This is a genomic window from Pseudomonas sp. 8(2025), from assembly GCF_052665325.1.
Map to the genome: position 1 here is coordinate 361,262 of NZ_JBQOIE010000002.1, position 11,046 is coordinate 372,307.

The following is an 11,046-nucleotide window of genomic DNA, read 5'->3' on the forward strand; positions in this document are numbered from 1 at the left end:
TCGGGACTTGCCTGAAGCATCTTGACCCTGCGTGCGTCAAAACGTCCCGGCGGATCGCTATCTTACATTCAGCCTTGCCAAGACAAAGACCGCCACCGGCATTAGAATGTCCCGCATTCTCTTTTGGTGACAGCGATATGACTGATCAGCGCAAAGGCAGCGATGCCGAACCCACCACTCACTTCGGCTTCAAGAATGTTCCTGAAAGCCAGAAAGCGGAAAAAGTCGCTGAGGTGTTCCACTCGGTAGCGGCCAAGTACGACTTGATGAACGACGTGCTGTCCGGTGGCATGCACCGCCTGTGGAAACGCTTCACGATCGAGCTGTCCGGCGTGCGCGCCGGCAATCGCGTACTGGACATCGCCGGCGGCACGGGTGACTTGACCAAGCGTTTCTCCCACCTGGTGGGCCCGACCGGCCAAGTGGTACTGGCCGACATCAACGAATCCATGCTCAAGGTCGGTCGTGACCGCCTGCTGGACCTGGGTGTGGCCGGCAACGTCGAGTTCGTCCAGGCCGATGCGGAAAAACTGCCGTTCCCGGACAACCATTTCGACTGCGTGACCATTGCCTTCGGCCTGCGCAACGTGACCCACAAGGAAGACGCCCTGCGCTCCATGCTGCGGGTGCTCAAGCCCGGCGGTCGCCTGCTGGTGCTGGAGTTCTCCAAGCCCACCAACGCGCTGATGTCCAAGGTCTACGACGCCTACTCGTTCGCCTTCATGCCCCTGGCCGGCAAGCTGATCACCAACGACTCGGAAAGCTACCGCTACCTGGCCGAATCGATCCGCATGCACCCCAACCAGGAAACCCTGAAGTCGATGATGGTCGAGGCCGGTTTCGACCGCGTGACCTATCACAACATGACCGCAGGCATCGTCGCCCTGCACCGCGGCATCAAGCCCTGATGTTGCTCAGCGGCCTGCTCGCCAGCGTCGAGACCGGCATCAATCGGGTGCTGCGTCTGGACAGCACGGCGCTGCCGCGCCTGCAGCACCTCAATGGCAAGGTGATCGCCGTGGAATGCCGCAACCCGGCGCTGCAGCTGTTCATCCTGCCCAGCGATGAAGGCCTGATGCTCGCCAGCCAGTGGGCCGCGGACCCGGACTGCACCCTGCGCGCACCGGCCTCGAGCCTGCTGCGCCTGGCCCTGAGCAAGGACAAGACCGCGGTCCTGCACGGCCCCGAAGTGGAGCTGGAAGGCGATAGCGGCGTGCTGCTGGACCTGGCAGCAACCCTTCAGGACCTGGAGCTGGACTGGGAATACGAACTCTCGCGCTGGCTGGGCCCCGTGGCCACCCAGCTGTTCAGTGGCCATGTGCGCAGCCGCGCCCGCTGGTATCAGCAAGGATTTGCCAGCCTCAACCAGAACCTCGCCGAATTCCTCGCCGAAGAATCGCGGACCCTGGTGGGTCAGCGTGAAGCCGAAGCGCGCTTTCGCGAGCTGGATCAGGCCAAACTCGACCTGGAACGTCTCGAGGCGCGCTTGGAGCGCCTTTCCCGATCCCTTGACCCAAGCGATAACGCATGAAGCTGCTTGCCGTCCGCCGTCTGTTGCGCATCCAGCGCGTCGTGATCCGCTACCGCCTCGATGACCTGCTGTTCGACCTGCCCCTGCCCTGGTTCCTCCTGGCCCTGCGCTTCGCCCTGCCCTGGCGCTGGTTCCCGCGCAAGCCGCTGGACCTGAGCCGCGGTGCACGCCTGCGCCTGGCGTTGCAGGACCTGGGGCCGATCTTCATCAAGTTCGGGCAGATCCTCTCGACCCGCCGCGACCTGCTGCCGGAAGACATTGCCGACGAGCTGATGCTGCTGCAGGACCGGGTGCCGCCGTTCGACTCGCAAAAGTCCGTGGCCCTGATCGAAGCGCAGCTGGGCAAGAAGATCAGCGACGTGTTCAGCCGCTTCGACATCGAGCCCCTGGCGTCGGCGTCGGTGGCCCAGGTGCACGCCGCCAAGCTCAAGACCGGCGAAGAAGTGGTGGTCAAGGTGATCCGCCCAGGGCTCAAGCCGATCATCGCCCAGGACCTGGCGTGGCTGTTCATCCTCGCCCGGGCCGCGGAAAAGCTCTCAGCCGACGCGCGCCTGCTGCACCCGGTGGACGTGGTCAGCGACTACGAAAAAACCATCTACGACGAGCTCGACCTGCTGCGCGAGGCGGCCAACGCCAGCCAGCTCAAGCGCAACTTCGAAGGCTCGCCGCTGCTCTACGTGCCCCAGGTCTACTGGGACTGGTGCCGGCCCAAAGTGCTGGTGATGGAGCGCATCTACGGCATTCAGGTCACCGACCTGGCCACCCTGGCCGACCAGCGTACCGACATGAAGATGCTCGCCGAGCGTGGCGTGGAGATCTTCTTCACCCAGGTGTTCCGCGACAGCTTCTTCCACGCCGACATGCACCCGGGCAACATCTTCGTCAGCACCGTGCAGCCCTGGAGCCCGCAGTACATCGCCATCGACTGCGGCATCGTCGGCAGCCTGACCCCGGAAGACCAGGACTACCTGGCCCGCAACCTGTTTGCCTTCTTCAAGCGCGACTACCGCCGCGTGGCCCAGTTGCACATTGATTCCGGCTGGGTCCCGGCGGAAACCAAGCTCAACGAATTCGAGGCGGCGATTCGCACCGTGTGCGAGCCGATCTTCGAAAAACCGCTGAAGGACATTTCCTTCGGCCAGGTGCTGATGCGCCTGTTCCAGACCGCTCGGCGCTTCAACATGGAAGTGCAGCCGCAACTGGTGCTGCTGCAGAAGACCCTGCTCAACATCGAGGGCCTGGGCCGCCAGCTGTACCCGGACTTGGACCTGTGGAACACCGCGCAACCCTTCCTCGAACGCTGGATGCGCGAACGGGTCAGCCCCAAGGCCGTGCTCGGCAACATCCACAGCCAGATCGAACAGTTGCCGCACCTGGCCAACATGACCCGCGACCTGCTGGAGCGCATGTCCCAGCCCCATGCCGCCGATCCGCCGGCGCCCTGGCACAAGCGCAAGGACGACTGGTTCCTGCGCCTGCTGGGCACTGCCCACCTGGGCGGTGGCGCGGTCCTGGCCGCCGGCGGTCCATTGCATGAGCTGGGGCACTGGCCTGCTGGCATCATGATTGCGGTCGGTTTGTATCTGATCGTTCGCCGATAGCCAGTGGCGCGACCTGCTGGCAAACTGTCGAAATCGCCGAGGCGTCACCAGCGGGTTGAGCCCGGTTGTCGGAGTCGAAAATGAAAGATTGGCTGGACCAGATCAAATGGGATGCGGACGGCCTGGTGCCGGCCATCGCCCAGGATCACAAGACCGGGCGCGTACTGATGATGGCCTGGATGAACCGCGAGGCCCTGAGCCTGACCGCTGCCGAGAATCGCGCCATCTACTGGTCACGTTCCCGTGGCAAGCTGTGGCGCAAGGGCGAAGAATCCGGGCACGTGCAGAAGCTTCATGAAATGCGCCTGGACTGCGACGCCGATGTGATCATCCTGATGGTTGAGCAGATCGGCGACATCGCCTGCCATACCGGCCGCCACAGCTGTTTCTACCGCGTCTATGAAGATGGCGAGTGGAAAACCGTCGAACCGGTCCTCAAGGACCCGCACGCGATCTATTCTGCAGGACACTGACATGAGCGATACCCTCACCCGTCTGGCCCAGGTGCTGGAAGAGCGTAAAGACGCCGCAGCCGACAGCTCCTACGTCGCCAGCCTGTACCACAAGGGCCTGAACAAGATTCTGGAAAAAGTCGGCGAAGAATCGGTGGAAACCATCATCGCCGCCAAGGACGCCGCCATCAGCGGCGACTGCAGCGATGTGATCTACGAAACCGCGGACCTGTGGTTCCACACCCTGGTCATGCTGGCGCAGCTGGGGCAGCATCCCCAGGCCGTGCTCGATGAGCTGGACCGCCGCTTCGGTTTGTCCGGACACGCCGAGAAAGCCTCGCGTCCGTCCGCCTGAACAACTTTCTAAGAGGAAACGCAGCATGGGCATTTTTGACTGGAAACACTGGATCGTCATCCTGGTGGTCGTGGTACTGGTATTCGGCACCAAGAAGCTCAAGAACCTGGGCACCGACGTCGGCGAGTCGATCAAGGGCTTTCGCAAGGCCATGAATGACGACGAAAAGCCTGCCGAACCCGTGGTCCCGCCAGCGGCGCAGCCTGTGCCACCGGTTCAGCCGCAGCAGAGCGCGCCGTTGAACCAGCCGCACACCATCGACGTGCAGGCGCAGAAAGTCGAAGAGCCGACCCGCAAAGACTCGTGAGCACTGACTAATGTTTGGTATCAGCTTCTCTGAACTGCTGCTGGTGGGCCTGGTGGCCCTGCTGGTGCTCGGCCCCGAGCGCCTGCCCGGCGCTGCGCGCACCGCCGGCCTGTGGGTCGGGCGCCTCAAGCGCAGCTTCAACGCGATAAAACAGGAAGTTGAACGTGAAATCGGTGCCGACGAGATCCGCCGGCAACTGCACAACGAGCACATTCTGTCCCTGGAGCAGGAAGCGCGGAAAATCCTCGCCCCGACCCAGCAGCAACCGACTCCGGTAGAGCCTGTGGCCGAGCAGACGATTCACGCGCCAGGCGCCGCTACGGTCGCCGAAGCGCCGCCAGCCAGCGAAGTGCCCGCGCCTCTGCCATCGACACCAGCACCGGCACCGACCGCAGAGCCCGCAGCCCCAGTGGCAACACCCGCCACCACGGCCCCCCACGACTCCACCTTGCCGCCGCGAGCACCATGAGCGATATCCCAGAGAACGACCAACACATGCCGCTGGTGTCGCACCTCACCGAGCTGCGCACCCGCCTGCTGCGCTGCGTAGCGGCGATCTTCATCATCTTCGCCGGGCTGTTCGCCTTCACCCAGCAGATCTACACCATCGTCTCCACACCGCTGCGCCAGTACCTGCCGGTCGGCGCGACGATGATCGCCACCGACGTCGCCTCGCCGTTCCTCACGCCGCTGAAGCTGACCATGATGGTCTCGCTGTTCCTGGCGATCCCGGTGATCCTGCACCAGATCTGGGGCTTTATCGCACCCGGCCTGTACAAGCATGAAAAGCGCATTGCCGTGCCCTTGCTGGTGTCGAGCATCCTGCTGTTCTACATCGGCATGGCGTTCGCCTACTTCCTGGTGTTCCCGCTGATCTTCAAGTTCTTCGCCGCCGCCACCCCGGCCGGCGTGGAGATGATGACCGATATCACCAGCTACCTCGATTTCGTCATGACCCTGTTCTTCGCCTTCGGCGTGGCCTTCGAGATCCCGGTGGCCGTGGTCCTGCTGGTGTGGATAGGCGTGGTCAACGTGGCGTACCTGCGCAAGATCCGCCCTTACGTGATCATCGGCTGCTTCGTGGTGGGCATGATCCTCACCCCGCCGGACATTTTCTCCCAGACCCTGCTGGCCGTGCCCATGTGGCTGCTGTTCGAGATCGGCGTGCTGTTCGGCGGGCTGATCAGCAAACGTGGCGAGCACCCGGACGATGAACCGGCCGACGACCACAACGACCAGCCGCCAGCGACTCAAGCGTGAACCTGCTGCTTCTGGAAGAGGCCGACTTCATTGCGGCCGACCGGGTAGTGCTGCGCGACCGACGCCTGACCCACATGCAGGACGTGCATCGGGTGGCGGTCGGCGACAGCCTGCGGGTCGGGCGCATTGGCGGCTTGATGGGCAGTGCCCAGGTACTGCGCCTGGAGCCTGCTGAAGCCGAACTGCAAGTGACCCTCGATCAGCCGCCACCGGCCAAGCTGCCGTTGACCCTGGTGCTGGCCCTGCCGCGCCCGAAAATGCTTCGCCGGGTGTTCCAGACCATAGCGACCATGGGCGTGCCGCGGCTGGTGCTGGTGAACAGCTACCGGGTAGAAAAGAGCTTCTGGCAGACCCCGTTCCTGGAGCCCGAAACGATTCGCGAACACCTGGTGCTCGGCCTGGAACAGGCCCGTGACACCGTGCTGCCCGACGTCCTGATCGAAAAACGCTTCAAGCCCTTCGTCGAAGACCGCCTGCCGGCCCTCAGCGCTGGCACCCTGGGGCTGGTGGGCCACCCTGGCCCATATCCGCCCTGCCCTCGCGGGCTGGACCAGGCCGTCACCCTGGCCATTGGCCCGGAAGGCGGCTGGATTCCCTACGAGATCGATCTTCTGGGCAAGGCCGGCCTGCAACCGGTGCAACTGGGCGAACGCATCCTGCGGGTCGAAACCGCGGTCACCGCACTGCTTTCGCGCCTGTTCTGAGCCCCCATGTGCGTGCTGGCCAAGTGGCCAGCCGGACCTCACGGTCGTAATGGCAACTAGCCAGTCAAGCTACAGAATCCCCCACTCCCGCCGATAGCCTATGGTTAAGCGCACATTGCTAAAAGGGAGTTCGCAGAATGTACCGTTGGCTAGCCAGAAACCTGGGAAACGTAAGCGTCAGCCTCAAGCTGGGTATCGGCTTCGGCCTGGTACTGCTCCTCACCCTGCTGATCACCGCCACCGGCTGGACCGGCCTGGGCCGGGTGATCGACCGGGGCGACAAACTGGGCAATATTTCCGTTATCTACGCCCTGACCAAGGACCTGCGCATCGCCCGCCTCAACTACGAGATGAGCCGCGGTGAACACGGCCCGGCCGCGGTCAACGACTTCCTCAAGCAACTCAACGACGGCCTGCAGGACGCTCGCGCGCAACTGCAGCAACCGGAAAGCATCACCATGGTCGACCAGCAACTGGACGCCGTGGCCGAATACCAGAAAGCCTTTGCCGACATGACTCGCGCCACCGCCAACCGCGAGGCCGCGAGGTCCCAGCTTGGCGCCACCGCGGACAATGCCGTGGCCCGGGTCGCGGAGGTTGAGAACTCACTGCTGCAAGGCGACAGCGTGGCGCAGTTCAATAGCGTGATCGACCTGTCCAAGCTGATCCAGCAGGCACGCTTCCAGGTACGCGGCTACACCTACAGCGCCAAGCCCGAGGCCAAGCAGCCGGCGCTGGACGCCATCGACAACGCCCTGAACAACCTCACCAGCCTGCCTTCACGCCTGCCCGAGCAGCACGTTGCCAACCTGCAACAAGCCAGCGACTCGCTGAAGGCCTACCGGATGGCCGTCAGCGCCTACAGCGACGCCGAAGAAGCCAGCGCGGCTGCGCTCAAGCGCATGGCCGCCCAGGGCGACCGGCTGATGGACCTGAGCAAGCAGCTGACCGTGGCCCAGACCACCAAGCGTGACAGCGACGCCGCGCAGGCCAAGAGCACCCTGCTGATCGCCACCTTGCTGGCCATGCTGTTCGGCCTGATCGCCGCCTGGGCCATCACCCGGCAGATCACCCAGCCGCTGCAGCAGACCCTCAAGGCCGCCGAGCGCGTGGCTTCCGGGGACCTGAGCCAGAACCTCGCCGTGGAGCGCCGCGACGAACTGGGCCAACTGCAGAAAGCCATGCAGCGCATGACGGTGAGCCTGCGGGAACTGATCGGCGGCATCAGCGACGGGGTGACCCAGATCGCCAGCGCCGCCGAGCAACTGTCCGCGGTGACCGAGCAGACCAGCGCCGGGGTCAACAGCCAGAAAGTCGAAACCGACCAGGTGGCCACGGCCATGAACGAAATGGCCGCCACCGTGCAGGAAGTGGCGCGCAACGCCGAGGAGGCCTCAGAGGCCGCTGTGGCGGCCGACCAGCAGGCCCGCGAGGGTGACCGGGTGGTGAACGAAGCCATCGCCCAGATCGAGCGCCTGGCCAGCGAGGTGGGCCATTCCACCGAGGCCATGGGCCATCTCAAGCAGGAAAGCGACAAGATCGGCAGCGTCCTGGATGTGATCAAGTCGGTGGCCCAGCAGACCAACCTGCTGGCCCTGAACGCCGCCATCGAGGCCGCCCGGGCCGGTGAAGCCGGGCGGGGTTTTGCCGTGGTGGCGGATGAAGTCCGCAGCCTGGCGCAACGTACCCAGCAATCCACCGAAGAAATCGCTGAACTCATCGTTGGCCTGCAAAGCGGCACCCAGCAGGTGGCCAGTACCCTGGATACCAGCCGCAGCCTGACCGACAGCAGTGTCGAGCTGACACGCCGGGCTGGTGGTTCCCTGGAAAACATCACCCGTACCGTGTCGGCGATCCAGGCGATGAACCAGCAGATCGCCGCGGCAGCAGAGCAGCAGAGCGCGGTGGCGGAAGAGATCAACCGCAGCGTGTTGAATGTGCGGGATGTGTCTGAACAGACGTCATCGGCCAGCGAGGAAACCGCCGCGTCCAGCGCCGAGCTGGCGCGGCTGGGGATTCACCTGCAAAGCCTGGTGGGGCGTTTCCGGGTCTGAGCCGCTTCGCCGGCAAGCCGGCTCCTACCGGGAAATGCAGGAGCCGGCCTTACAGCACCTGGCGCAGGAAAGCCTGGGCCCGCGGGTCTTGCGGCGCGTCGAAGAACACCTGCGGCGCCGCGTCTTCCAGCAATTTGCCGTGATCGAAGAACAGCACCCGATCCGCCACTTCCCGGGCAAAGCCCATCTCGTGGGTCACGCAGACCATGGTCATGCCTTCCAGGGCCAGGGTCTTCATCACATCCAGCACCTCGCCGACCATTTCCGGGTCCAGGGCCGAGGTCGGCTCGTCGAACAGCATCACCTTGGGTTCCATGGCCAGGGCCCGGGCGATGGCCACACGCTGCTGCTGGCCACCGGAAAGCCGCGAAGGAAACTCGTGGGCCTTCTGGGCGATCCCGACCTTTTCCAGCAACGCCAGGGCCTTGGCCTCGCGCTCCTGCTTGCCGCGCTTGCGTACCACCTTCTGCGCCAGGCAGAGGTTTTCCAGCACGGTCATGTGCGGGAACAGGTTGAAGTGCTGGAACACCATGCCGACTTCCCGGCGGTAGGCGTTCACATCGGTCCTCGGGTCGGCCAATTGCAGGCCGTCGATGCTCACCGAGCCGGAATCGAACTCTTCAAGGCCATTGAGGCAACGCAGGAAGGTCGACTTGCCGGAGCCGGACGGGCCGATCACCACCAGCACCTCGCCCTTGGCCACCTGGGTGGTGACGTTATCCACCGCGCGCACCACCTGGCCGCGGGTGTCGAAGACTTTTACCAGATCGCGGACTTCAATCACTTTGCGCGAGCCTCCGCTCAAGCCGGCTGGCCATCTTCGACAGCGGCAGGTTGATCAACAAATACAGGCCTGCCACGCAGAACAGGATCTCGAATGGCGAGAACGACGTGGTGATGACTTCCCGGCCGCTCTTGAGCAGTTCGGTAATGGCGATCACCGACACCAGGGAGGTGTCCTTGACCAGGCTGATGAACTGCCCGGCCAGCGGCGGCAGCACCCGCTTGAAGGCCTGGGGCAGCACCACATGGCGCATCGACTGGCCCGCGCTGAGCCCCAGGGAGCGCGCGGCTTCGTTCTGCCCGCGGGCGATGGACTGCACCCCGGCGCGAACGATTTCCGCCACATAGGCCCCGGTAAACAGCGACAACGCGGCGATCCCGGCGAACTCCCGGGACAGATTGAGCACCGTGCCAATAAAGAAATAGAAGATGAAGATCTGCACCAGCAGCGGCGTGCCCCGCACCAGTTCGACATAGATCGTCGACAGGTCGCGCAGGGTCGGGTTGCTGGACAACCGGCACAGGCCGGTACCCAGGCCGATCAGCAGCCCCAGCACGCCGGACACCACCGACAGCCACAAGGTGGTCCACAGGCCCCACAACAGCGGGCCCGCGGCCCAGTGCCGGGTCACGCCGATGACATCGCCTTCGGCCACGTCATCGCCGCTAGCCACCTGCAAGCTGCTTTCATCGACGCTCAGATGCTGCTCGGCACCCGAGTCACCGCGCAGCGTGACTTGTGCCTTGCCGCCCTGGCGCACCACCTCGGCGACGGTGGAGATTTCCGCCGCCCGCTGGGACTCTTCGGCCTGATAGGCGAAGTACTGGGGGACACGGTTCCAGCGCCACTCGTAGGACATCAACGAGGTGGCGTAGTACAGCGCGCCAGCCAGACCGATCAGCACCAGCACGGTCAGCACGTGCCAGGGCCATTGGGCTTTCTTGTGTTTGTTCACTTTGCAGGTTCCAGCGGTTTGCAGCGGGGAGGTTCGGCAGAGCCCGGGTAGGCATCGTCGCGAGCAGGCTCGCTCCTACAAAAACGCTATGCGTCCTGTAGGAGCGAGCTTGCTCGCGATCAACCAGAAGTCAGTTGCCTGACACCTATTCCATGTCCTTGAGCCACTCGGTGCTCTTGAACCACTTGTCATGGATGCGATCGTAGGTGCCGTCTTCGTGGATCTGGTGCAGGAAGTTGTTGATGAAGTTGATGCTGTCGTAATCGCCCTTCTTCAAACCGAAGGCCAGGGGCTCGTAGGTGAACGGCTTGTCGAGGAATACCAGCTTGCCATTGCCCACTTTGTTGACGGCCACCACGTTGTACGGAGCGTCGTAGATGAAGGCGTCGGCCTTGCCGTTGACCACGTCCAGCACCGCTTCCTGCTCGTTGTCGTAGCCGTGGTACTTGGCCTTGGCGATCAGCTTCTTGGCGACCATCTCACCGGTGGTGCCCAGCTTGGAGGTGATGCGGTAGTCGGCGCTGTTCAGGTCCTTGTAGGACTTGATGGTGCCTTCCAGGTCCTTGCGGATCAGCAGGGTCTGGCCGACCACGATGAAGGGTTCGCTGAAGTTCAGGCGCAGGTTGCGTTCCTGGGTCAGGGTCATGCCGCTGCCGATCATGTCGAACTTGTCGGTCAGCAGGGCCGGGATGATGCCGTCGTAGCCAGTGGAAACCATCTCCAGCTTGACCCCCATGGACTTGGCCATGGCCTTGAGCAGGTCGACTTCGAAACCGATGATTTCGCCACGCTTGTTGGTCATTTCGAACGGCATGTAGGTCGGGTCCATGCCGACTTTCAGCGTGCCGCGCTTGACCGCGTCGTCGATAGCGCCGGCCTGGGCCGTGTTGACCGCCAGCAGGGCCGCGGCACCCGCCAGCAGCAGCGAAAGATACTTCTTCATCTCAAGTCCCCTGAAGCCATTTTATTGTGGTGTCTGCGCACGGCGATCATCTGCTTGAGTGCTTCGAATGGCAGGCCGTTGTCGATTGCGCGCAGAAATT

Annotated in this window: 13 protein-coding genes and 1 pseudogene; 11 read left to right on the top strand and 3 right to left on the bottom strand. The window is 63.8% G+C overall.

Going from position 1 to position 11,046, the window contains the following annotated elements:
• The first annotated feature begins 137 nt into the window (after positions 1 to 137).
• From ubiE to ACUXVH_RS05550, 11 genes and pseudogenes are all read left to right on the top strand, one after another.
• A complete protein-coding gene (gene ubiE / locus ACUXVH_RS05500) occupies positions 138 to 908 on the top strand; it encodes a bifunctional demethylmenaquinone methyltransferase/2-methoxy-6-polyprenyl-1,4-benzoquinol methylase UbiE (protein ID WP_011058802.1) in 771 nt (256 codons plus the stop codon).
• Positions 908 to 1,531, top strand: a complete 624-nt coding sequence (locus ACUXVH_RS05505) for a ubiquinone biosynthesis accessory factor UbiJ (protein WP_015633857.1) — start codon at positions 908 to 910, stop codon at positions 1,529 to 1,531. The genes ubiE and ACUXVH_RS05505 overlap by 1 nt, the downstream gene beginning before the upstream one ends.
• Positions 1,528 to 3,132: a ubiquinone biosynthesis regulatory protein kinase UbiB gene (gene ubiB, locus ACUXVH_RS05510; protein ID WP_011058800.1), complete on the top strand. Its 1,605-nt coding sequence runs from the start codon at positions 1,528 to 1,530 to the stop codon at positions 3,130 to 3,132. The genes ACUXVH_RS05505 and ubiB overlap by 4 nt, the downstream gene beginning before the upstream one ends.
• A gap of 80 nt (positions 3,133 to 3,212) precedes the next feature.
• Positions 3,213 to 3,605, top strand: a complete 393-nt coding sequence (gene hisI, locus ACUXVH_RS05515) for a phosphoribosyl-AMP cyclohydrolase (protein WP_011058799.1) — start codon at positions 3,213 to 3,215, stop codon at positions 3,603 to 3,605.
• Position 3,606: 1 nt separating this feature from the next.
• Entirely contained in the window at positions 3,607 to 3,939 is a 333-nt protein-coding gene (locus ACUXVH_RS05520) for a phosphoribosyl-ATP diphosphatase (RefSeq protein ID WP_011058798.1), read from the top strand.
• Positions 3,940 to 3,964: 25 nt separating this feature from the next.
• Positions 3,965 to 4,246, top strand: coding sequence for a twin-arginine translocase TatA/TatE family subunit (locus tag ACUXVH_RS05525; RefSeq protein WP_011058797.1), 282 nt, complete (start codon positions 3,965 to 3,967; stop codon positions 4,244 to 4,246).
• A gap of 10 nt (positions 4,247 to 4,256) precedes the next feature.
• Positions 4,257 to 4,715, top strand: a complete 459-nt coding sequence (gene tatB / locus ACUXVH_RS05530) for a Sec-independent protein translocase protein TatB (protein WP_011058796.1) — start codon at positions 4,257 to 4,259, stop codon at positions 4,713 to 4,715.
• Entirely contained in the window at positions 4,712 to 5,506 is a 795-nt protein-coding gene (gene tatC, locus ACUXVH_RS05535; protein WP_011058795.1) for a twin-arginine translocase subunit TatC, read from the top strand. The genes tatB and tatC overlap by 4 nt, the downstream gene beginning before the upstream one ends.
• The gene (locus tag ACUXVH_RS05540) at positions 5,503 to 6,210 is read left to right on the top strand and encodes a 16S rRNA (uracil(1498)-N(3))-methyltransferase (protein ID WP_011058794.1); all 708 of its coding nucleotides are present in this window, start codon (positions 5,503 to 5,505) and stop codon (positions 6,208 to 6,210) included. The genes tatC and ACUXVH_RS05540 overlap by 4 nt, the downstream gene beginning before the upstream one ends.
• Positions 6,211 to 6,347: 137 nt before the next feature.
• Positions 6,348 to 7,409 (top strand): annotated as a pseudogene (locus ACUXVH_RS05545) (methyl-accepting chemotaxis protein); the annotation flags it as partial.
• Positions 7,410 to 7,550: 141 nt separating this feature from the next.
• On the top strand, positions 7,551 to 8,264 hold the full coding sequence (locus tag ACUXVH_RS05550; protein WP_370511284.1) for a methyl-accepting chemotaxis protein: 714 nt from the start codon (positions 7,551 to 7,553) through the stop codon (positions 8,262 to 8,264).
• A 49-nt stretch (positions 8,265 to 8,313) separates the two neighbouring features.
• Here the strand turns inward: ACUXVH_RS05550 and ACUXVH_RS05555 are convergent, their stop codons facing one another.
• The 3 genes from ACUXVH_RS05555 to ACUXVH_RS05565 all read right to left on the bottom strand — a co-directional run bounded on the left by ACUXVH_RS05555 (position 8,314) and on the right by ACUXVH_RS05565 (position 10,946).
• Positions 8,314 to 9,048, bottom strand: coding sequence for an amino acid ABC transporter ATP-binding protein (locus tag ACUXVH_RS05555; RefSeq protein WP_011058792.1), 735 nt, complete (start codon positions 9,046 to 9,048; stop codon positions 8,314 to 8,316).
• Complete coding sequence (locus ACUXVH_RS05560) at positions 9,041 to 10,003, bottom strand: amino acid ABC transporter permease (RefSeq protein ID WP_011058791.1); 963 nt, start codon at positions 10,001 to 10,003, stop codon at positions 9,041 to 9,043. Before ACUXVH_RS05560 ends, ACUXVH_RS05555 begins: the two co-directional genes overlap by 8 nt.
• A gap of 145 nt (positions 10,004 to 10,148) precedes the next feature.
• Positions 10,149 to 10,946, bottom strand: coding sequence for a transporter substrate-binding domain-containing protein (locus ACUXVH_RS05565; protein WP_019095754.1), 798 nt, complete (start codon positions 10,944 to 10,946; stop codon positions 10,149 to 10,151).
• Positions 10,947 to 11,046 lie beyond the last annotated feature (100 nt).